The 21,710-nt window shown below is 67.2% G+C and carries 19 protein-coding genes, 1 pseudogene and 1 riboswitch; of the genes and pseudogenes, 10 read left to right on the top strand and 10 right to left on the bottom strand.

Annotated features, from left to right (window positions below):
• Positions 1 to 98: pseudogene (locus tag P0R31_RS20330) on the top strand (IS5/IS1182 family transposase); the annotation flags it as partial.
• Positions 99 to 267: 169 nt separating this feature from the next.
• On the opposite strand, the gene P0R31_RS20325 reads toward P0R31_RS20330, so the two are convergent.
• A complete protein-coding gene (locus tag P0R31_RS20325) occupies positions 268 to 1,179 on the bottom strand; it encodes an arginase family protein (protein ID WP_275515843.1) in 912 nt (303 codons plus the stop codon).
• 199 nt (positions 1,180 to 1,378) lie between these two features.
• On the opposite strand from P0R31_RS20325, the gene P0R31_RS20320 reads away from it, so the two are divergent.
• Positions 1,379 to 2,353, top strand: a complete 975-nt coding sequence (locus P0R31_RS20320) for a magnesium transporter CorA family protein (RefSeq protein ID WP_275515842.1) — start codon at positions 1,379 to 1,381, stop codon at positions 2,351 to 2,353.
• Between the two features lie 40 nt (positions 2,354 to 2,393).
• Here the strand turns inward: P0R31_RS20320 and P0R31_RS20315 are convergent, their stop codons facing one another.
• Both P0R31_RS20315 and P0R31_RS20310 read right to left on the bottom strand, forming a co-directional pair.
• Positions 2,394 to 3,020 (bottom strand): alpha/beta hydrolase, encoded by a 627-nt coding sequence (locus tag P0R31_RS20315; RefSeq protein WP_275515840.1) that lies wholly within the window; start codon positions 3,018 to 3,020, stop codon positions 2,394 to 2,396.
• Positions 3,017 to 3,955: a ring-cleaving dioxygenase gene (locus tag P0R31_RS20310; RefSeq protein ID WP_275515838.1), complete on the bottom strand. Its 939-nt coding sequence runs from the start codon at positions 3,953 to 3,955 to the stop codon at positions 3,017 to 3,019. Before P0R31_RS20310 ends, P0R31_RS20315 begins: the two co-directional genes overlap by 4 nt.
• 128 nt (positions 3,956 to 4,083) lie before the next feature.
• Between P0R31_RS20310 and P0R31_RS20305 the strand changes: the two genes are divergently transcribed.
• Positions 4,084 to 4,998: a LysR family transcriptional regulator gene (locus P0R31_RS20305; RefSeq protein WP_275515836.1), complete on the top strand. Its 915-nt coding sequence runs from the start codon at positions 4,084 to 4,086 to the stop codon at positions 4,996 to 4,998.
• Here P0R31_RS20305 and P0R31_RS20300 read toward each other — a convergent pair.
• From P0R31_RS20300 to cobU, 5 genes are all read right to left on the bottom strand, one after another.
• Entirely contained in the window at positions 4,991 to 7,684 is a 2,694-nt protein-coding gene (locus P0R31_RS20300) for a hybrid sensor histidine kinase/response regulator (RefSeq protein ID WP_275515834.1), read from the bottom strand. The two genes, P0R31_RS20305 and P0R31_RS20300, sit on opposite strands and share 8 nt — an antisense overlap.
• Positions 7,681 to 8,715 carry an ABC transporter substrate-binding protein gene (locus P0R31_RS20295; protein ID WP_275515833.1) on the bottom strand — a complete coding sequence of 345 codons (1,035 nt, stop codon included), beginning with the start codon at positions 8,713 to 8,715 and terminating at the stop codon, positions 7,681 to 7,683. Before P0R31_RS20295 ends, P0R31_RS20300 begins: the two co-directional genes overlap by 4 nt.
• A gap of 125 nt (positions 8,716 to 8,840) precedes the next feature.
• Complete coding sequence (gene bluB / locus P0R31_RS20290) at positions 8,841 to 9,473, bottom strand: 5,6-dimethylbenzimidazole synthase (RefSeq protein ID WP_275515832.1); 633 nt, start codon at positions 9,471 to 9,473, stop codon at positions 8,841 to 8,843.
• Positions 9,474 to 9,477: 4 nt separating this feature from the next.
• Positions 9,478 to 10,260, bottom strand: a complete 783-nt coding sequence (gene cobS, locus P0R31_RS20285; RefSeq protein WP_275515831.1) for an adenosylcobinamide-GDP ribazoletransferase — start codon at positions 10,258 to 10,260, stop codon at positions 9,478 to 9,480.
• Positions 10,257 to 10,760 (bottom strand): bifunctional adenosylcobinamide kinase/adenosylcobinamide-phosphate guanylyltransferase, encoded by a 504-nt coding sequence (cobU, locus tag P0R31_RS20280; RefSeq protein ID WP_275515830.1) that lies wholly within the window; start codon positions 10,758 to 10,760, stop codon positions 10,257 to 10,259. Before cobU ends, cobS begins: the two co-directional genes overlap by 4 nt.
• A gap of 120 nt (positions 10,761 to 10,880) precedes the next feature.
• On the opposite strand from cobU, the gene cbiB reads away from it, so the two are divergent.
• Both cbiB and cobD read left to right on the top strand, forming a co-directional pair.
• Positions 10,881 to 11,822, top strand: a complete 942-nt coding sequence (cbiB, locus tag P0R31_RS20275; protein WP_275515828.1) for an adenosylcobinamide-phosphate synthase CbiB — start codon at positions 10,881 to 10,883, stop codon at positions 11,820 to 11,822.
• Between the two features lie 11 nt (positions 11,823 to 11,833).
• Positions 11,834 to 12,799: a threonine-phosphate decarboxylase CobD gene (cobD, locus tag P0R31_RS20270; protein WP_275515826.1), complete on the top strand. Its 966-nt coding sequence runs from the start codon at positions 11,834 to 11,836 to the stop codon at positions 12,797 to 12,799.
• Here the strand turns inward: cobD and P0R31_RS20265 are convergent.
• On the bottom strand, positions 12,788 to 14,236 hold the full coding sequence (locus tag P0R31_RS20265; protein ID WP_275515825.1) for a cobyric acid synthase: 1,449 nt from the start codon (positions 14,234 to 14,236) through the stop codon (positions 12,788 to 12,790). The genes cobD and P0R31_RS20265 overlap by 12 nt on opposite strands.
• 7 nt (positions 14,237 to 14,243) lie before the next feature.
• The gene (gene cobO, locus P0R31_RS20260) at positions 14,244 to 14,879 is read right to left on the bottom strand and encodes a cob(I)yrinic acid a,c-diamide adenosyltransferase (RefSeq protein ID WP_275515824.1); all 636 of its coding nucleotides are present in this window, start codon (positions 14,877 to 14,879) and stop codon (positions 14,244 to 14,246) included.
• Between the two features lie 40 nt (positions 14,880 to 14,919).
• Positions 14,920 to 15,140, top strand: a riboswitch (cobalamin riboswitch).
• Positions 15,141 to 15,235: 95 nt separating this feature from the next.
• Here cobO and P0R31_RS20255 point away from each other — a divergent pair.
• Genes P0R31_RS20255 through P0R31_RS20235 form a run of 5 tightly spaced genes read left to right on the top strand, consistent with a single transcriptional unit; the run spans position 15,236 to position 21,708 of the window.
• Positions 15,236 to 15,610 (top strand): DUF1636 domain-containing protein, encoded by a 375-nt coding sequence (locus P0R31_RS20255; RefSeq protein WP_275515822.1) that lies wholly within the window; start codon positions 15,236 to 15,238, stop codon positions 15,608 to 15,610.
• Entirely contained in the window at positions 15,607 to 16,671 is a 1,065-nt protein-coding gene (gene cobW / locus P0R31_RS20250) for a cobalamin biosynthesis protein CobW (RefSeq protein ID WP_275515821.1), read from the top strand. Before P0R31_RS20255 ends, cobW begins: the two co-directional genes overlap by 4 nt.
• Positions 16,671 to 19,919 (top strand): cobaltochelatase subunit CobN, encoded by a 3,249-nt coding sequence (gene cobN / locus P0R31_RS20245; protein ID WP_275515820.1) that lies wholly within the window; start codon positions 16,671 to 16,673, stop codon positions 19,917 to 19,919. The genes cobW and cobN overlap by 1 nt, the downstream gene beginning before the upstream one ends.
• On the top strand, positions 19,916 to 21,079 hold the full coding sequence (cobG, locus tag P0R31_RS20240; RefSeq protein WP_275515818.1) for a precorrin-3B synthase: 1,164 nt from the start codon (positions 19,916 to 19,918) through the stop codon (positions 21,077 to 21,079). Before cobN ends, cobG begins: the two co-directional genes overlap by 4 nt.
• A complete protein-coding gene (locus P0R31_RS20235; protein WP_275515817.1) occupies positions 21,079 to 21,708 on the top strand; it encodes a precorrin-8X methylmutase in 630 nt (209 codons plus the stop codon). The genes cobG and P0R31_RS20235 overlap by 1 nt, the downstream gene beginning before the upstream one ends.
• Positions 21,709 to 21,710 lie beyond the last annotated feature (2 nt).

Raw genomic sequence — 21,710 nt, 5'->3', positions numbered from 1 at the left:
GTCTCTCCAAAGACTTTGAGGGGTCTGCCGCCACCGAGCTTGCTTGGCTGCTCGTCGCCCATCTGAGGCTTCTAACTCGCCGCTTGGCCCGACCTTGAAGAGGTCTACGCTTTTTGAGTCAGGCTCTCAGGATGAGGATCGAATGCGTGGCGGCAGTTCCAACGGGCACTGATGCTGACTAGCCTCATCCTGAGGAGGCGCGTTAGCGCCGTCTCGAAGGACGAGGCGTGCGCGCAGGCCGCCGCCGCGATTAATATGTGGTAGCAGCTATACTGCCCGCCGCCCAATGCAACCCAGCGCATTGCAGATGATCCGCGCGACCGCGATGGCTCCCAGATTCTGCACGTCGCGCTCGGGAATGTATTCGACGATGTCCAGGCCAACTATTCTGGACTTTGCCGCGACGCCTCGTATGAGATCGACCACGTCGAAATAGGACAGGCCGCCGGGCTGTGGGACGAGCACGCCGGGGATGACCGAGGGATCGAGACCGTCACAATCGATGGTCACCAGGCACTCGCCGTCAGCCCGGATCGCGTCGAGCACGCTTTCTATTCCTTGGCGCTGGACATGCCTTGCCGTGAAGATCTCCGCGCCCCACGCCCTTGCATCGTCGAATTCGGCACGACCTGAGCCGCCGATGCCGCGCAAGCCGACCTGCACGATGCGCTTGACCCAGGGCAATTCGCTGGCGCGCCGCATCGTGCTGGAGAAGGTATAGCCCGATCCGTTGCGCTGATCACGCCAATCAAGATGGGCGTCGATCTGCAGGATGGTCAGTCCCTTGCTGTCCTGGAACGCCTCGAAGAAAGGGATCGGGACGGAGTCGTCACCGCCCAGGAGGATCGGAACGGCGCCAGCCGAAAGGACGGCCTGCGTGGCTGCTCTGATCGCATCACGGTTGCTCTCTGGCGTCATTGGGTCGGTCGGCACGTTTCCACCGTCCAAGACCCTCGTTTTGCTCGGATCAAGCAACTCGGCGTCCTGGTCGAAATCCCAACGGGTGAGATCGCTCTCATAGTGACGCAGCGCGCGACGGATGACGTCGGGCGCTTTTGCAGCATGGCTGGTCTGGCCTGCAAGGTACGGGGTGGCATCCGACGCGCCGAACAGGATCGCGTCGGCCGCCGGCAGTGCGGCGGTCAAGTCGCAGGCCTCAACACCCAGGAAAGTCGTCATGTCGGGATGCAGATGCACTACGCGTATCCATGGATCACCCGCGCGTCCGTTCAACGTGCATCGCTCGACCGTGTTCCGGTCGGTATCTCCGATGTCCCCTGGAATACCGCCGTCACTTGCAGGTCTTGAACGTCTGGAACTCTCATGCGTTAGTCGGCGGCGCCATCCGGCATGACGATGCGGCCACGGAGATCGGTTCTTGCTCAGACTTTACAGGTGGCCGTCCGACGACTGGCACGGCATCGGCGCGGAAATGCCCTCGGAGATCATCTGGGCCGATCTCTTGAATGGCACCGACGAGGAAAAGCAGTTCGTCGAGCGGCTGCTCGGCATCCGCATTCCCTCGGAGGACTCGCTCAGCGAGATCGAGGCGTCGAGCCGCCTGATCTTCGATCGCGGCACGCTCTATCTCAGCTCGCCCGCGGTCCGGGTCACCGAGGCGGGCGAGGCCGAGATCACGCCGGTGGGCTTCGTCATCGGTCCGCATGTGATGGTGACGGTGCGCTTTGCAGAGCTGCCGATCTTCGACGACATCGGCAAGCGCATCGGCTCCGATGACAGCCTGGAGAACGGCATGTGCGTGTTCGTCAGCCTGCTCGAGGCCATGATCGATCGCGGTGCCGATGTCCTGGAGCATCTCGGCGGCAAGGTCGATCAGCTTTCGCGGGGTGTCTTTAGGGGCGGGCTGGTGCGCACCCGGCGTCCGGTGCGCTCCAGCCGAAGGATGCGGGAGGCCCTGGAGACTGTCGGCGAACTGGCAGACCGGCTCGCCAAGGCGCGCGATGTCCTGCTCGGCGTGGGCCGCATCGCCGCGTTTGCCGGCGACGTCGGCAGCGAGTGGATCACGGCATCCTCGAAGAAGCGCCTGGAGGCCGTGTCCAAGGACGTCGTCTCGCTCAGCGATTACGAGACGCGATTGTCGGACAAGATCCAGCTGCTGCTCGATGCCGTGCTCGGCTTCATCAACATCCAGCAGAACGAATTGTTCAAGATCCTGACGATCGTGTCGGTCGTCGGTGTGCCGCCGACCATCATGGTCGGCGTCTGGGGCATGAACTTCAAGCACATGCCGGAATTGGATTGGAGCTTCGGCTATCCGCTGGCCTGGCTCGCAATCATCGCGAGCGGTCTGGTGCCGCTGATCTGGTTCAAGCGGCGCGGGTGGTTCGAGTGACGGCAGCGGCGCATCGTTCTAACGATGCGCCGCTGTTTGATCATGCGGCCTTGGCGTCGGCCTTGCTGATCCAGTCGCGGGCCAGCGTCACATCGGCTTGCGACAATTGATGGCCCGCCGGCAGCACCTTGTGGGTCACGCTCGCTCCTGCCTGCGACAGCAGCGCGGCGAGCCGTGCCGAATTGCTCGCCGGCACGATTGGATCAGCCTGCCCCGAGAGCAGCATTATCGGCTTGCCGCCAAGGTCAGCCTTGGGCGGATCCGATAGCGGCACCATCCCGCGCAGCAGGATCGCGCCGGCCAGCACGTCCGGCTGCAGCAGCAACAGCGCCGCGGCGATGTTGGCGCCGTTGGAGAATCCGACTGCGATCGGCGCGGCGAGGCCGTAGCGTTGCCGCGCCTCTGTGACGAACTCGCCCAGCTCGTGCGCACGGCGGGCTACGTCCTCCTCGTCGAACACGCCTTCGGCGAGACGGCGGAAGAAGCGCGGCATGCCGTGCTCGAGCACGCGGCCGCGCGGCGAGAGCAGGGCAGAGCCGGGCGAGATCATCTTGCCGAGGCCGAGCAGGTCGTTCTCGTCGCCGCCGGTGCCGTGCAACAGCAGCAGCGGGGGCGAGCCCGCGCTGGCCGCGGGCTCGAAACGATGGATGAATGAAGTCTCCGTCATGACGCGGTCTCTTCCAGATTCGGCAGAACGCCCTCGATCTGCTTGCGATGGGGCTCGAGGAAAGCAGGCAGCTTCAGCTCGCGGCCGAGGCTTGCCACGGGCTCGTCGACCGCGAAGCCGGGGATGTCGGTTGCGATCTCGAACAGCACGCCGCCGGGCTCGCGGAAGTAGATCGAGCGGAAGTAGTTGCGGTCGCGCTGCTCGGTCGGATGCAGGCCGTGATTGCTGACGAGCCTCTCGGCCATCTGGCCTTGCTCGGCATCGTCAGCGGCACGGAACGCGATGTGGTGCACCGAGCCGCCGCCCTGGTGGCCGCGCAGGAAGCCCTTGGCTTCGTAGATGTCGACGACGCTGCCCTCTGCATCGCCGGGTGCCTTGAAGCGGATCACCGAGCCCTCGCGCCCGGTCTCCTTGAAGCCGAACACGTCGGTGAGGATGGCCGCCGTCTTCGCCGCGCTGTCGAGCAGCAGGGTCACGCCGTGGAAGCCGCGGATCGCGTGCTCGGCCGGCACGTCGCCATTGCTCCAACCCGGCTCGTTCTCGGCACCTGATACCCCGACCAGCGCGAGCGCCATGCCATCGGGATCGGTGAACGGCAGCACGGACTCGCCAAAGCGCTTCTCCAGCGCCTCATACGCGATGCCCTTCTCGGTGAAGCGCTGCGTCCAATAGCCGAGCGAGCGCTGCGGTACGCGGAAGGCGGTCTGATGGGTCTCGCCGACGCCGCGGCGTCCGGCCGAGACGCCGGCCCACGGAAAGAAGGTCAGGATGGTGCCGGGGCGGCCGGTCTCGTCGCCGTAATAGAAGTGGTAGGTGCCGGGATCGTCGAAATTGACCGTCTTCTTGACGAAGCGCAGGCCAAGATCCCGCGTGTAGAAGCCGAAATTGCGGATGGGATCGCCGGCAATCGCGGTGACATGGTGCAGTCCAGACATCGTCGTTCTCCAGATTCGGGGAGCGGTCTTGCTCTGGCCGGAAATATCGTTCCGCTTTGGATTGGAGACAATCCATGCAAATATGACGGCTATGTCTACGATTTGGAAACAATCGACGGGGCGATCCCTTGGATAAGCTCGGCAGCCTCCGGGCCTTCGTGAAGGTGGTGGAAAGCGGCAGCTTTGCCGAGGCCGGCCGGCAGCTGCGGCTGTCGCGCTCGGCGATCAGCAAGTACATCGCCGACCTCGAGGAGAGCCTCGGCGTCCAGCTCCTGAACCGCACCACACGGCACGCCAGCCCGACCGAGAACGGCCAGCGCTATTTCGAGCGCGCGGTCGTGATCCTCTCGGAGATCGAGGCGGCCGACCAGGCGGTGACGCAGGCGCAATCGGCGCCGCGCGGGCTGCTCCGCGTCAACGCGCCGATGTCGTTCGGCACGATGCGGCTCGGGCCGGTGCTCGCCGATTTCATGGCGCGTTACCCGGAGCTGCAGCTCCAGATCGTGCTCAGCGACGACCTGCTCGATCCCGTGCAGGACGGCTTCGACGTGACGTTGCGGATCGCGGAGCTGGAATCCTCCAGCCTGATCGCGCGCAAGATCATGCCGGTGGCGCGCATGATCTGTGCGTCGCCGGATTATTTCGCCCGGCACGGCACGCCAAAACATCCGCAGGATCTGCGCGAGCATGCTTCGCTGACTTACGGCTTCCTGCTCACCGGCAATCAGTGGAAGCTCACAGGCCGCGACGGCGACCACTGGATCCAGCCGGCCTGGTCGCTCTGCGTCAACAATGCCGAGGTGCTGCGCGATGTCGCCATCAAGGGCAGGGGACTGGCGCTGCTGCCGGACTTCATTGCGGCCGATGCGTTGCGGAAAGGCGAGCTGCGGACAGTGCTGGATGATTATTCCGCGCCGCCGCTGGCGCTCTATGCGGTCTATCCGCCGACCCGGCACCTGTCAGTGAAGGTGCGGCTGTTCATCGATTTCCTGGTGGAGCGGTTCGGGCGGGAGGAGGGCGCGCGGGAGAGCCGGGCTAGCTGACCGAATGCTGCGGGGCCGGCTGAAGCAGATCGTCCAGCGCACGCATCGAGGCCCGTCGAAGCTCGGCGAGCTCACGCGCCGCATTCTCCTGCTCGTGCCGTGACATCACGGGCGCGGCTTCCTCGAGCTCGCGGCAGCGCTCGAACAGGCGGACGAGGCCGAGCGCGCTTGCCGCGCTGCCGAGCTGGTGCGCGGATCGTGCTAGCTGCTTGTGATCGCCGGCCGCCGCGGCCTTGGCGATGTCGTCGATCAGCCGCGCGCCCGTCTGCTGGAGAAGCTGCTGGAGCTTGTCGATTTGCGCGGCGCCCAGCAGCTCCCGCTGGTCGTCGAGGAAAGGCCGATCGATCAGTTCGGTCGCCGGGCGTTGCGCGGCTGCCGGCTCGGCCACCAGATCATCCTCGATCGCCTCGCGCAGCGCGTTGATCTGGATCGGCTTGCTGACGACCTTGGCGATGCCGGCGCCGGCAAGCCGATCGCGGGCGCGGCCGGAGACGTCGGCGGTCACGGCGATGAGGCGCGGCATCTTGGCAAGACCGAGCTCGCCGATCCTGAAGGCCGCCTCCACGCCGTCCATGTCGGGCATGTGCAGATCCATCAGGATGACGTCGAAGGCCTGATCGCGGGCGAGCTCGACGGCGGCGGCGCCGTTCCTGGCGATCATCGTGCGGTGGCCGAGCCGGTGCAGGATCGCTGCGCCGACCTCGCAATTGACGGGGGCATCGTCGACCAGGAGCACGCGGAGCTGCCGCGACGGCGGCGCAAGCGCGCCTTGCGCCACGCTGCTTCCGGCAAGCCCGAGCGGCACTTCGAGCGTGAACGTGCTGCCCGCGCCGGGCGCGCTCTCGACCTTGAGTTCGCCGCGCATCAGGCGGGTGAGACGGCGAGCGATCGCAAGGCCGAGGCCGGTGCCGCCGAAGCGACGCGCGATGCTGTCGTCGGCCTGGACGAAATCCTCGAAAATCCGCTCGTGCAGCTCGGGCGCGATGCCGATGCCGGTGTCGCGCACGATGATGCGCAGCAGGAGGTGATCGCCGCGCCGCTCGGTTGCCGCGCTCATGCTGATGCCGCCGCTCGGGGTGAACTTGATCGCGTTGCCGATCAGGTTGAGCAGGATGCGATTGAGCCTGACGGGATCGCCATGCGCGGCGGTGTCGACCGTTTCATCGCAGGCGAGATCGAAGCTCAGGCCCTTGTCCAGGGCTTGGGGACGCATCAGGTCGCCGGCGGCTTCGATGAGCTGGTCGAGACGGAAGTCGCGCGTCTCCAGCATTTCCGTGCTGGCCTCGAGGCGCGCATATTCCAGCACCGCATCGACCAGCGCGATCAGCGTTTCGCCCGACGCCGCCGCGGTGGCGAGATGGCGGCGCTGGGCCTTGCTGAGGCTGCCGTCGTCCAACAATTGCAGCACGCCCATGACGCCGTTGAGCGGCGTGCGCAGCTCGTGGCTGACGACGGCGAGGAAGCGCGACTTGGTCTCGTTGGCCGCCACCGCCGCACTGCGCGCGCGCTCGGCGGCGTCGTGCTCGGCGAGCGCGTGGTCGCGGGCTTTCTCCAGCTCGGAGGTGCGCTCGATCACCTTGCGCTCGAGCGTGGCATAGGATTCGCGCAGATGCGCCGCCATGCGGTTGAACTGCTCGCCGAGCGCCTCCAGCTCGTCGCCTGTCTTGATCGCGAGCCGCGAGTTGAGATCGCCGCTGCCGATCCGCCTGGCTCCTTGGGTCAGCAGCTGGATCGGCACGGTCATGCGCCGGCTGAGAACGAGCGAGACCAGCACCGCGCAGGCCAGCAGGATCACGAGGAGAAAGGTCGAGCGGCCGATCGAGGCATAGATCGGCGCGTAGGCTTCGGTGAGCGGCAGCTCGACGAACACCAGCCAGCCGAGCGAGGGTACCGTCGCATAGGTCGACAGCACGCGCTGGCCGGAGAGATCCTCCTTGACGAGGCCGCCCGAAGGCGGCCCGATGCCGTCTAGCGCGGCACGGACGTCGGCATGGCCGGAGAGATCGCTGCGCTGGAGCGCCCGCCATAAATCGGGATGCGCGATCAACACGCCCATGCGGTCGACGACATAGGCCTTGCCGGTGTTGCCGACCCTGATCCCCGCGACGAGGTCCCAGATGAAGCGCAGATTGACCTCGGCGACGATCACATTGGGGTCGCGCCCGGTGCCGCGCGTGGCGAGCGTCATGAAGGGCTCGGTGTCGGCGAAGAAATAGACGGGACCGTAATAGGCCCGACTGTCATTGGCGCCGCGGAAGGCGGCGGAGGCGGAGAGGTCGGCGTTGCTGCCGACCTTGTCGGCGATCCGGCGCGACACGCGCACCTGCTCGCGGCCTTCCGAATTGAGCTGGGCGATCTCCGCGATCGCAGGCGAGAGGCGCAGGAGGCGGATGGCGTTCAGCCGCTCGTCCTCGTGGGTCGACAGCTCCGGCGGCAGGCGCGCGAGCCACCTGATCTGGTTCTCGATCTGGCCGATGAACTGGCCGATCTGAATCGCTGCGGAGGCAGCCTGCTCGCGCTGGGTCGCCGCCAGCAGTTGCTTCTGCTCGCGATAGGAAAACCAGACGTCGAAGCCGGTGTTGATGGCAAGCGCCGCAAAGGCGAGGGCGACGATCGAGTAGAGGTACTTCCTGAACAGCCGGCCGGGGGGCGTGCGCGAATGGTCCTGGTCGCTGGGAGCGCTCACTCGCGGATCTCGTCGGCGCGCGCGAGCAGCGTGAATGGGATGGTCAAGCCGAGCGTGCGGGCGACCGTGCGGTTGATCAACAGCTCATATTTGCGCGGCGATTGCACCGGAAGATCGCCGGCTTTGGTGCCGCGCAGGATGAGATCGACATAATCGGCCGAACGCACCTCGAGCGTCGGCCCGTAGCTCATCAGCCCGCCGGCATCCATGAAGTAATGGAACGGATAGATCGTGGGAACGCGGTACTTGGCGGCTGCCGCGACGACGGCCTTGCGGTTGACGACGAGAAAGCTGTCGACCAGCGCAAGCATCGCCGCCCTGGGCGGGTCGGAGAAGCGCCTGATGGCGTCGTCGATCTCCGCCGGCGCGTTGGTGGGGGCGGCGACCGCGGACACGCCGGACGCTGCGGCCTCCTGCTCGATGGAGTCGAGAAAGAAGCGCCCGCCGCGCGGGGTGGTCGCCGGGTTGAACAGGACGCCGACGCGCGCGACGTCGGGCACGGCCTCGCGGATCAGCTGGAGCCACTTGCCGCCCATCTCCGCGGTGCTGTTGGTGAAGCCTGTGACGTTGCCGCCGGGATGGGCGAGGCTTTCGACGAAGCCGTTGCCGACCGGATCGTTCGCGGTCGCAAACACGACCGGGATGGTCTTGGTGGCGGCAAGGACGGCGGCGGTCTCGACCGTCGACCCCGTCAGGATCACGTCCGGTTTGAGGTCGAGCAATTCCTGGACGGCCATCTTCAGCCTGTCCGGCGCGCCGAAGGTGGACCGGAGCTCGAGGCGGAAGTTGACGCCTTCGACCCAGCCGCGCTGCCGCAAGCCGGCGACGAGATTGCCCAGGCGAGAGCTCGCGCTGTCGATCATGCCGCGTCTGGTCAGTTCGTCGTCGAGCGGCAATGCCGTGAGCGAGGCGACGATCCGCATACGATCCGGCGTTGCGCCGAGCGCGATCCATCCCACGACCGATGCAGTCGCGAGGCGAAGGACGTCGCGGCGATTGACCGCCGAGGAAACGAAAGATCGCTCCGTCATGGACTAAGTTTGCACGATCGCCTTGCCTTGCTCGATGCTTAGCTCGAAAGCGGGGTGCCCACAATCGGCGAAAGGCGCATGTGAATGTTCGTTCGCACGCTTTCGATCCGGCGCCCGGCGGGCGCCTAGCGCCGCAGCGTAAACTCCTCCGCGCTCCGCCGGTGTTCCCATTTCGCCTGCTCCAGCTCGGGCCGGTCGCACTCGATCTCGGGATAGCCGATGCAGAGATAGGCGATGAATTTCCACGAGGACGGCACGTCGAGGATGGCCTGAATGCGATCCGGATTGAGGATCGACACCCAGCCGATGCCAATGCCCTCGGCGCGCGCGGCGAGCCACATCGCGGTGATCGCGGCGACCACGGAATATTCCGTCGTTTCAGGCATGGTCGCACGGCCGAGGCCGTGACCGATGTCGCTGGCCTTGTCGGCGAACACGGCGAGGTGGCCGGGGGCCTGTTCGAGGCCCGACAGTTTCAGTGTGGCATAGCGCGCGGCCCGGTCGCCGGAATAGCAGCTCAGCGCGTCTGCGTTGCACGCCTTGAAATCGTCCGTGATCGCCCGGCGCCGCGCGGCATCGTCGACGACGACGAAGCGCCAGGGCTGGCTGAGGCCGACCGAAGGCGAGAGGCAAGCGGTCTCGATCAGGCGATCGATCGCCCCCTCCGGCAGCGGATCGCTGCGGAAGCGGCGCACGTCGCGACGCCACACGAACAGCTCGCGCAAGTGCTGGCGGAAGTTGTCGTCGAACTCGACCATGAGGTCATCGCCCCATCTGGAAGGACGCGGCCACCAGCAGAATCAGGATCTCGCCCGTCTGCTCGAACGCGCCGAGGATGTCGCCGGTCTGCCCGCCGATCTGGCGGATGGCAAGCCGCGCCAGCAGCAGGCCGGCAAGTGACAGCAGGATCAGGCCGACCAGCGCCTTGCCCGGCCCCAACGTCAGGGCAAGCGCAAGCGTTCCAAGCGCGAAGGCGATGGCCACGCTGCGCCCGGGCGGCGCCCCGGCGCCGGCAGAGAGGCCATCAGGCCGCGCCGACGGGACCAGCGACATGAAGGCCGGCAGGCCGGCGCGGGCAGCAACGTGCGCCGCGCACAGCGCGAGCATGACGGCCCATGGATTTGCGATCGTCGCAAGCGCGCTCCAGCGCAGGCCGAACGACAGGATCAGCACACAGACGCCATAGGTCCCGATCCGGCTGTCGCGCATGATCTCGAGCTTGCGCTCGCGCGTGCGGCCGCCGCCGAGGCCGTCCGCGGTGTCGGCAAGTCCGTCCTCGTGCAGCGCGCCGGTGATGAGGGCGGTTGTGGCTAGCACGAGGAGGGCGGCAAGGCTCGGCGTCAGTCCGAAGCGAATGGCGATCTTGTAAGTGAGGGCGCCGGCGAGGCCGACCAGCAGTCCCGCGACCGGCAGCGCCCACATTGCCCGCGCAACGGCGCCGTCGCCCGCAGGCGTCGAGGATGCCACCGGCAGGATCGTCACGAACGATGTCGCCATCCTGAGATCGGCGAGGATGTCCTTGAGAAGCTCGGCGCGCGGGATCATTTCAGTTTCATCGGCAGGCCGGCGACGACGAACTCGACCTCGTCGGCGACACCGGCAATGATCTGGTTCATGATTCCGGCGGCATCGCGAAAGCTGCGCGCGAGCGCGTTGTCGGGCACGATGCCGAGGCCGACCTCGTTGGTGACGAGGACGACGGGGCTGTTGAGGCGGGGCAGCGTGTCGGCGAGCTCTCTTACGTCTCGCTCCCAATCGCGCGCCGCATGCATCAGGTTGGAGAGCCACAGCGTCAGGCAGTCCACCAACCTCGCGCCGCCACCTTCGGTCGAGAGCAGCGCGGGCACGAGATCGAGCGGCACCTCGTGCTCGATCCAATCGGCTCCGCGTCGCGTGCGATGTCTTGCGATGCGTTCCTGCATTTCGCCATCGAGCGCCTCGGCCGTCGCGACGTAGACGGGCTGCCCGGCAAAGCTGCGCGCGCGCGCCTCCGCCCGGGTGCTCTTGCCCGATCGCGCTCCGCCGGTGATCAAGATGACGGCCATGAAGGTCTCCTGCCGCAGCACTAATCATCAAACGCGGCCAAAGACAAAGCCGAAATCAGGCAGCGAGGGGCTTGCACTCGGCCGCCGTCTTGCGCAACAGGGGCGGGACAGGAGCTAGATGTGGACTTTGCGGGCGCGATGGTGGTGGCGATGGCGGTGGATGCCCTTCTGGGCTGGCCGGCCTGGCTGTTCGCGCGGATCGGCCATCCCGTCACCTGGCTGGGCGGGCTCATTGCGGCCATCGACACCGCCTGGAATCGCGCGTCCGATCCGCCGGCATTGCGCCGAGCCGCGGGCGTCGCCGGCGCGCTTGCGGTGATCGCGCTCTCCATAGCGCTCGGCTGGGCGCTGCAATCACTGCTTCCTTCGGGCTGGGTCCAGATCGTGCTGATTGGCATGCTGGCGTGGCCGTTGGTCGCGCTGCGCTCGCTGCATGATCATGTGGCTGCCGTCGCCACGCCCTTGCTGGCCGGCGACGTTGCCGCAGCGCGCGAAGCGGTCTCGCGCATCGTCGGCCGCGATCCCGCAAGCCTCGATGACGCCGGCATCGCGCGCGCGGCGATCGAGAGCCTTGCCGAAAACGCCTCCGACGGCATCGTCGCGCCCGTGTTCTGGGGCGCGCTGTTGGGCTTGCCCGGTATCCTCGGCTACAAGGCGATCAACACGCTGGACTCCATGATCGGCCATCGCAGCGAACGGCACGAAGCCTTTGGATGGGCGGCAGCGCGAATCGACGATGTCGCCAATTTCATTCCGGCACGCCTGACCGGATTTCTGTTCGTGATGCTGGCGCCGCGAAGATCGGACGCGCTGGCGTGCATGACGCGCGATGCGCGACGGCATCGCTCGCCGAATGCCGGCTGGCCGGAAGCGGCGATGGCCGGCGGGCTTGGCGTGCGGCTCAGCGGCCCCCGCATCTATCACGCCAGCGCGACCGACGAGCCCTGGCTGAACGAGGGTGCGCGCGATCCCCGCGCCGCCGACATCGCGGAGGCGCTGACCGTCTATCGCCGCGCCATGCTGCTGGTCGCGGGCGTGCTTGCGATCCTGGCCTACGCGTGAAACAACGGGGCATGCGCGAGCACGGTGGAAATCTGGACCTGGCCCAGCAGCGTTTTGGCGGACGCGCTGAAGACTGGATCGATCTGTCGACGGGGATCAACCGGCTGCCCTATCCCGTGGGCGAGGTGAGCGCGCGCGCGTGGAGCGCGCTGCCGTCGCGTGCCGAGATCGAGGCATTGCATCAGGCGGCGCGGCACGGTTACCGCACGAGCGCACCAATCGTTGCGATGGGCGGCGCGCAGAGCGCCATTCAATTGCTGCCGCAACTCGCGGCGCCCGGGCGGGCGCGTATTTTCGGGCCGACCTACAATGAATATGCCGGCGTGCTGTCGGCCGCGGGCTGGGATGTCCAGGAGGTTGCGGAGCTCGATGCGCTTGGGGGTGCGGACCTCGCTATCGTCGTCAATCCGAACAATCCCGATGGTCGCCGCCATTCGCGCAAGGATCTGCTCGCGCTGCTGTCGCGCGTCGGCCGCCTCGTCATCGACGAGAGCTTTGCCGATGCTGATCCGCAATTGTCGCTTGCACCAGAAGCGGATCAGCCGGGACTGTTGATCCTGCGGTCGTTCGGGAAGTTTTATGGGTTGGCCGGCCTGCGGCTTGGCTTCGCCATCGGTCATGCCGCCGACATCGACAGGCTTGCCGCGATGTCGGGGCCATGGCCGGTCTCGGGCGCAGCCATCGCAATCGGCTGCCGTGCCTTGCGCGATGATGCCTGGGCGGAGGCAACGTCGGCGCGGCTCGCGCGCGACTGTGTTCGCCTCGATGGGATGGCGCATTCGCAAGGCTGGCGGCTCGTCGGCGGCACACCGTTGTTTCGCTTGTACGAAACGCCTGACGCGTTGGCCGCACAGGAGAAGCTCGCGCGCAGCCACATCTGGTCCCGCGTGTTCGCGCGAGAGCCGACATGGCTCCGCCTCGGGCTCCCCGGCAGCGAAGCCGAATGGACGCGCCTTGCCGAGGCCCTAGCGCGCTAGCGCGAGCAGGCCTTCGACGTCGAGATGCTTTTCCATGTGATCGGCCAGCGCCTCGAGCGCGCTCTCGACCCTGGCGTAATAGGGCTCGTCGCCCGCGGGAATGTCGAGCCTGGCGAGGTATGCCTTGCGGAAATTATCCGACGTGAACAGGCCGTGCAGATAGCTGCCCTGCACGCGGCCGTCCCTGGAGATCGCGCCTTCCGCCTCGCCGTCCAGCTTCGCGAAGGGGCGTGCGCGATCCGGGCCGTCGGTGCGACCGATGTGGATCTCGTAGGCCTGGATCGGCTGATCCGTCGCGGCATGCACGGCCGCAACGCGCGTGAGGGTTTTTTGCGGGCTCATCACGGTCTCGACATCGAGAAGCCCGAGGCCCGGCGTGTCGCCCGCGGGTCCCTCGATGCCATCAGGGTCGGCGACGCTGCGCCCCAGCATCTGATAGCCGCCGCAGAGGCCGAGCACGTGGCCGCCCCTGCGGTGGTGCGCGAGAAGATCGATGTCCCACCCCTGCGCGCGCAGGAAGGCAAGGTCGCCGCGGGTGGATTTTGAGCCAGGGAGGATCACGAGCCTGGCATCGCCGGGAATGGCTTCGCCCTGACGCACCATCACGAGATCGACGCCCGGCTCGAGCTTGAGCGGATCGAGATCATCGAAATTGGCGATGCGCGATAGCGCGAGGCAGGCGATCTTGCATTGGCCCGGCTTGCGCGCATCGCGCAGGCCGAGCACGTCTTCGGCCGGCAGCTCGCCGGCGCGCGGAAACCAGGGCAGCACGCCAAGGCCGCGCCATGCGGTCTTTTGCTCGATCAGCTTGTAGCCGTCGTCGAACAGGGTGGGGTCGCCGCGGAACTTGTTGATGACGAAGCCGGAGATCATCGCGGCATCGTCGGGGTCGATCACCGTCTTGATGCCGACCAGCTGGGCAATGACACCGCCACGGTCGATGTCGCCGACCAGCACGACCGGCACATTCGCCTTGCGGGCAAAGCCCATATTGGCGATGTCGGACTTGCGCAAATTCACCTCGGCCGGGCTGCCGGCGCCTTCGACCAGAACCAGATCGGCCCGCGCCTTCAACCGTTCGAAACTCTCCAGCACCGCGCCCATCAGCGACGGCTTCATCGCCGCGTAGTCGCGCGCGCGTGCGGTCGCGATGCGCTTGCCGTGAACCACGACTTGCGCGCCGACATCGGTCTCGGGCTTGAGCAGCACCGGGTTCATGTCGGTGTGCGGCTCGACACCGGCGGCGAGGGCCTGCAGCGCCTGGGCACGGCCGATCTCGCCGCCATCGACGGTGACGGCGGCGTTGTTCGACATGTTCTGCGGCTTGAACGGCAGCACCCGCAGACCGCGCCGCGCGAAGGCGCGCGCGAGGCCGGCGACGATGAGCGACTTGCCCACGTCCGAGCCGGCCCCCTGGATCATCAATGCGCGTGCCATCTTGCCTTCAAAACTCGACGCCGGCCTGCGCCTTGATGCCGGAGCGGAATGGGTGCTTGACCAAGGTCATCTCGGTGACGAGGTCGGCGATCTCGATCAGTTCGTCCTTGGCGTTGCGTCCGGTGAGCACGACATGCGTCATCTCGGGCTTCTGCGTCGTCAGGAACTCGACGACTTCGGCGATGTCGAGATAGTCGTAGCGCAGCGCGATGTTGATCTCGTCGAGCACGACCATCCGCAGCCGCTCGTCGAGGATCAGCTCCTTGGCCTTCTCCCAGCCGGCGCGCGCTGCGGCGATGTCGCGGGCACGGTCCTGCGTCTCCCAGGTAAAACCTTCGCCCATCGCGTGGAACTGGCAGAGATCGCCGAAATGGCCGGTGAGCAGGCGCCGTTCGCCCGTATCCCAGGCTCCCTTGATGAATTGCACCACCGCGCAAGGGAAGCCATGCGCCACGCAGCGGACGATCATGCCGAAGGCGGAGGAGGATTTTCCCTTGCCCGCGCCGGTATGAACGATGATCAGGCCCTTTTCGCCGCTCTTGGTCGCCATGATCTTGTCGCGGGCGGCCTTCTTCTTCGCCATTTTGGCGGCGTGGCGGGCGTCGGTTTCCTCGGTTGTTTGGGTCTCCGGTTCAGACGTCATCGGTCCCGGTCCTTCGGCTTGACAAGTGGCGGCCGCCGGCAAATGGTGGCCTGGCGCTGGTTCCTGTCCTATGACAGGCGAAGAGGGAATGCGATAGGGTCCGAATCGGCAGATCTGGATCCAAACTGCAGCCGCCCCCGCGACCGTGACCGGAGAGATGCCCGAAGCCACTGATTCCCTCGCGGAATCGGGAAGGCGGGGATCGAAGGGCCAAAACCCTGCTCCGCAAGCCGGGAGACCTGCCAGCGCGGACGAGTTTTGGACCGGCGGACGGGGTGTTCCGCGACGGGGAAGCGGGCCTTTCTGGAGAATGGTCCGTGCGCCTCATCGCCTCCCGCTGTTATCTGGAAGAGGCGATGACCGTCACACTTCATGTCTGCATCACCTGCCGCGCCGGCCAGACGCTTGGCGAGGGCGAGACGACGCCCGGCCAGCGCCTGCATGGCGCGATCCTCGAGGCCGGCGTGCCCGAGGGCGTCAGCGTGGTTCCCGTCGAATGCCTGTCGGCTTGCAGCCAGGGCTGCTCGGTCGCGCTCAGCGCGCCCGGCCGCTGGTCCTATGTCTATGGCCGCCTGTCCGATGTGAATGCGCAGGACGTGGTCGCGGGCGCTGCGGCCTACGCGGCGGCGCCCGACGGTATCGTGCCATGGCGCAGCCGTCCCGAAATCTTCCGCAAGCAATCGCTTGCCCGCATTCCCCCCATTGCCGTCGTGCCGGAGGCCGCCGAATGAATTCGCTCGCAAAAGTCCCGGTCACCGTGGTCACCGGTTTTCTCGGTTCCGGCAAGACGACGCTGATCCAGCATCTGCTCAGCAATGCCGGCGGCAAGAAACTCGCCGTGCTCGTCAACGAGTTCGGCAGCGAAGGCGTCGACGGCGAGATCCTGAAATCCTGCGCCGATGCGAACTGCCCGGAGGAGAACATCGTCGAGCTCGCCAATGGCTGCATCTGCTGCACGGTGGCCGACGACTTTATTCCGACCATGGAGCAATTGCTGGCGCGGCCGGTGCGGCCCGATCACATCCTGATCGAGACCTCGGGACTGGCACTGCCGAAGCCGCTGTTGAAGGCGTTCGACTGGCCGGAGATCCGCTCGCGCATCACGGTCGACGGCGTGATCGCGCTGGCCGACGCCGAAGCTGTCGCCGCCGGCCGCTTCGCGCCGGACCCGGCTGCGGTCGACGCGCAGCGCGCGGCGGACGACAATCTCGACCACGAGACGCCGCTGTCGGAGGTGTTCGAGGACCAGATCGCCTGTGCCGATATCGTGCTGCTGACCAAGGCCGACCTTGCGGGCGCGGCCGGAATCGAAGCCGCAAAGGCGGCGATCACCGCCGAGATGCCACGCCGCGTGCCGATGCTGCCGGTCACCGATGGCGCGATCGACGCGCGCGTCATCCTCGGCCTCGGTGCGGCGGCCGAGAACGATCTCGCCGCGCGGCCGTCGCATCATGACGGCGAGGAAGAGCACGAACATGATGATTTCGCCTCCGTCGTGATCGATCTGCCCGAGGTTGCGGATATCGATGCGCTGGTCGCCTCGGTCCAGAAGCTGGCGCGCGAGCAGAACGTGCTGCGGGCCAAGGGCTATATCGCGGTTGCGGGCAAGCCGATGCGCCTGTTGCTGCAGGCGGTCGGCGAGCGGGTTCGCCATCAGTTCGACAAGCCATGGGGCGCGGGTCACAGGCAGTCCAAGCTCGTGGTGATCGGCGAGCATGGCGATATCGACGAAGCCGCCATCAAAGCAGGACTTGGTATCTCAGGACTTGGTCTTTCAGGATCTGGCATCTGATGCACGTCGTCTTCCGCGAGAGCCGCGGTCTGGAGGAGACCGCGACGCCAAGAGACATCGGCCAGGACCCGGCCGATCTCGTGGTGCTCTCGTACTCGGATTCCGATCTCGCCGCGTTCGCCGCCGGCTGGCGGCGCGGCCGGGGCAGCCTGCCGCCGCTGCGGCTCGCCAATCTCGCCGAGCTGCGTCATCCGCTGTCGGTCGACACCTATATCGAGCGCACGCTGTCGCAGGCGCGCGGCATATTGGTGCGCCTGATCGGCGGAGAGTCTTATTGGGCGTACGGGCTTGCGGCGCTCCAGCAACTCGCGAAAGAACGCAACATCGTGCTCGCCGTGTTGCCGGCGGACGGCCGCGACGACACGCGGCTCGATGCGTACTCGACCCTGCCGGTTTCCACGCTGCGGCGGCTCAAGGTGCTCTGCGACACAGGTGGCCCGGTCGCCGCGCAAGCTGCGATTGCGCAGCTCGCGCTGGCCTCAGGCCTCTATGCCGGCCCTGTCATCGGCGAGATGACCGTGCCCGAGATGGGATTCTATGATCCCGCGCGCGGCGTCATTGCCGCGCCGGCGGGCGCCGAGGGCAAGCCGCGCGCGCTCGTGACGTTCTATCGCTCCTATCTCACGGCCGCCGATACCGGGCCGGTCGACGCTTTGATTGTTGCGCTGCGCGAGAAGGGATTTGACGCCTACGGCGCGTTCGTCACCTCGCTGAAGGCGCCAGGCGTTACCGACTGGCTGCGCGCGCATCTGGCGCAACATCCTGCGGCGGCGATCGTCAATGCGACGGCGTTCTCGGCCCTTGGCGACGACGGCACGACGCCGTTCGATGCCGCGTCCTGTCCGGTGTTCCAGGTCGCGCTCTCGACGGCGCGGCGCGAGGACTGGTCGGAGTCGCTGCGCGGCCTGTCCCCCGGCGATCTCGCGATGCATGTGGTGCTGCCGGAAGTAGACGGCCGCCTGTTCGCCGGCGTGGTGAGCTTCAAGTCGGCCGCGATGCGCGATCCGGATCTGCAATTCTCGCATCTGGCCCACAGGCCCGATGCGGAGCGCGTCAACGCCGTTACCGCGCGCGTCGCGGCTTGGCGGCGCCTCGCGGAAAAGCCGCCCGGTGAGAAGCGGCTGGCGATCGTGCTGTCGAACTATCCGGGTCGTCCGCACCAGATCGCGCATGCGGTTGGACTCGATGCACTGGCGTCGGTCGATGCGTTGATCTCCGATCTTGTGGACGCCGGCTTCGATGTTGCGCCAGTCCATGCGCTCGGCGAGACGCTGTTGAAGCAGAGCTTGACTTGGGGCGTCGCCGCTTATCGCGCCGAACTCTCCCGTCTCCCGCAATCCTTGCAGGACGATCTCGCGCAAGCCTGGGGCGCACCGGAGGATGATCCGAACTGTCGCGACGGCGTATTCCATTTCGCCGCAATCGCCTGCGGCCGGTCGGTCATCGCAGTCCAGCCCGAGCGTGGCGATGCGGCCTCGCGCGATGCCGACTATCACGATCTCGCCCGCACGCCGCGCCACGCCTATGTCGCGTTCTATCTCTGGCTCCGGCAGCAGGGCTGCGATGCTGTCGTGCATATGGGCGCACATGGCACGCTGGAATGGCTGCCCGGCAAATCCGTGGCGCTGTCGCAAGCGTGCTGGCCGGAAGCGCTGATCGGCGATCTCCCCGTCATCTATCCCTTCATCGTCAACGATCCCGGCGAGGCCGCGCAGGCCAAGCGGCGCATCGGCGCGGTCACGATCGGTCATCTGCCGCCGCCGCTTGAGACATCCGCGGTGCCGGAAGGTCTACGTCGGCTGGAACGGTTGCTCGATGAGTATTCGACCGCTGACGGCCTCGATCCCGCTCGTCGCCAACGCCTGATCGCGGCGATCCGCGACGAGGCGCGGGTGGCGGGCCTCGAAGACGATCTCGGCCTCGATGCCTCGGCAGCACCGGCCGAAGCCATCCCGCGGATCGACCGCTTCGTCTGCGATCTCAAGGAGAGCCAGTTCGGCGACGGCCTGCACGTGTTCGGCCGCGGCACGTGCGGCGAACAGGAGCGTGATGCGTTGCGTTCCGCGCTCGCCGGCAAACGCGTTGCGCCCGGGCCGTCGGGCTCGCCCTATCGCGGGCGCCAGGACGTGCTGCCGACAGGGCGCAACCTCTTCGCCGTCGATCCGCGCGCGGTGCCGACGCCGTCGGCGCATGCGCAAGGGATAAAACTCGCCGAAGAGCTTCTGCGCCGTCACTTGCAGGATCACGGCGACTGGCCGAAGGGTCTCGTCGTCGATCTCTGGGGGTCGGCGACCATGCGTACCGCCGGTGAAGAGTTTGCGATGGCGCTGCATCTGGCCGGCCTCGCGCCGCGCTGGGATCATGCGTCCGGCCGCGTCACCGGTTACGACATCATCGCGCCGGCCGAGCTCGGCCGCCCCCGTATCGACGTCACGCTCCGCATCTCCGGCCTGTTCCGCGATGTCTTCGCAGGGCTGGCGCAATTGTTCGAAGCCGCCGCCGAGGCGCTCGCGGCGCGCGAGGACGAGGGCGATGAGAATCCCTATCGCCAGCGTGCGTCCCGCGTGTTCGCGCCGCGGCCCGGACAATATGGCGTCGGCCTCTCGGCTATCCCGGATGCGTTCACGCCGGAGACGCGCGAGGCCGCGGGCGAAGCTTGGCTGTCGGCATCGTCCTGGGCGTTCTCTGCCGATGGCGCGATGCAGCCGGATCGCGCAGGTATCGAACAGCGTCTCGCGTCCGCCGACGCTTTTGTCCATATTCAGGACCTGCCCGAAACCGATCTGCTGCTGGCCGCCGACTATGCCGCGCATGAGGCAGGCATCGCCGCAGCAGCCGCGCACCTCGGGGCAGGCGCGCCGTCGCTCTATCATCTCGATGCGACACGGCCCGGCGAACCGCATGCGCGCACGCTGACGGAGGAGATCTCGCGGGTCGTGCGGGCGCGCGCGGCCAATCCGGACTGGATCGCCGGCATGATGCGGCACGGCTTTCGCGGCGCCGCCGAGATCACCGCGACGCTGGAGCACATGGCCGCCTTCGCGCATCTCGCCGGCGCGGTGCCGCCGCATCTGTTCGACCTCTATTACGAAGCGACGCTCGGCAACGACGACGTCCGTGCCTTCATGGCGCGCGAAAATCCGTCCGCACTCGCCGCGATGGAAACCTGCTTCACGCGCCTGCACGAGGCTTCGCTCTGGCGAACCCGTCGCAATTCGATTGCGGCGGCGCTGCGGGAGGCGTCATGAGCGCGGCCACGGTCAAGGGCTGGTGTCCCGGCGCGCTGCGCCCGATGCGATCGGGCGACGGGCTCGTGGTGCGCGTGCGTCCGTTCGGGGGACGCCTTGAAGCGCCGCAAATCTCCGGGCTTGCGGAACTCGCCGAGCGCTTCGGCAATGGTCTGATCGACGTCACGAGCCGGGCCAATCTGCAGATCAGGGGCGTTCGGGAGGACGGCCATCGTCCGTTGCTCGATGGTCTTGCGCAATTGGCACTGCTCGATCCCGACGCCGACATCGAAGCCAGGCGCAACATCCTGGTGACGCCGTTCTGGAGCAACGGCGACGAAACGCAGTCGCTCACGGCGGAGCTCGAAGAGGTGCTTACCGATTCCGGCCTGGCCCTTCCCACCAAGTTCGGCTTCGCCATCGATGACGGGCGGTCGCGCGTTCTCGCCGGCGATTCCGCCGACATCCGCATCGAGCGCGACCGCTCGGGCGGTCTCCTGGTGCGGGCGGACGGCGCAAGGCTCGGCCGCTCCGTCGATCGCGGCCAGGCTGTGAGCGCGGCGCTGGCGCTCGCAAGCTGGTTCCTCATCTCCGGCGGTGCGAAAGGCGGGCGTGGGCGCATGGCAGCTCACATCGCATCCGGCGCCGTGTTGCCTCATTCCTTGCGCGGCGAGACCGAGCCTGCGCCGGTGATGGCCGCGGTGCGGCCCGGGCACTATCCGCAAGGCGCGATGGTCGGGGTGGCGTTCGGGCAGATGCTGCACGCGACGCTGCATCAATTCTCTGCTTGCGGCCATGCGCTGCGCATGACCCCGTGGCGGATGGTGCTGAGCGAAGGCAAGCGCGAGATGCCGAACGGGACGGGTCTCATCACCGAGCCGTTCGATCCGGCCCTACGCGTCATCGCCTGCAGCGGCGCGCCGCGCTGCCGCGAGGCCCATGCCGATACGCGTGCGCTCGCAGCAGCGCTGGCGCCGCGCATCGCCGCCGACGCGCGGCTCCACGTCTCCGGCTGCGGCAAGGGCTGCGCCCATTCCGGCGCGGCTGCGGTCACGCTGATTGCGACGCGCGCCGGGTTCGATCTCGTCCGCGACGGCTCGACCCGCGACGCGCCGGCGCTGCGTGGGTTGAACGGCGCCGACATCGTCAGCGATCCCTCCATCCTGGTCGGAGGGAACTGATGCCGCACACCTACGAGACCGACGGCGCTGCGATCTACCGGCAATCCTTTGCCACCATCCGGGCCGAGGCCGATCTCGCCCGCTTCACGCCGGACGAGGAGCAGGTGGTTGTGCGGATGATCCATGCCGCCGGCATGGTCGGCCTGGAAGCGCATATCCGCTTCACGCCCGATATGGCGATTGCCGCGCGCGCGGCCTTGCAGAAGGGCGCGCCGATCCTGTGCGACGCGCGCATGGTCTCCGAAGGCATTACGCGCCCGCGATTGCCCGCTGCCAATGCCGTGATCTGCACGCTCGGCGATCCCGCCGTGCCCGCGCTGGCGCAGTCCATGCGCAACACGCGCTCGGCCGCGGCGTTGGAGCTGTGGCGGCCGCATCTTGATGGCGCGATCGTCGCGATCGGCAATGCACCGACCGCGCTGTTTCATCTGCTCAACATGCTGGAGGATCGCGACTGTCCGCGGCCGGCTGCGATCATCGGCTGTCCCGTCGGCTTCGTCGGCGCGGCCGAATCCAAGGCCGCGCTGATGGCCGATCCGCCGGCACCGGCGCTCACCGTCGAAGGCCGCCTCGGCGGCTCCGCGATCACGGTTGCTGCCGTGAACGCGCTGGCAAGCCGGAGCGAATAGCC

The organism is Bradyrhizobium yuanmingense (assembly GCF_029167105.1).
In the GTDB taxonomy this organism is placed as follows: Bacteria; Pseudomonadota; Alphaproteobacteria; order Rhizobiales; family Xanthobacteraceae; genus Bradyrhizobium; species Bradyrhizobium yuanmingense_A.
The sequence above is the reverse complement of the archived record's forward strand: the minus strand, read 5'-3'. Positions and strand labels throughout refer to the sequence as shown.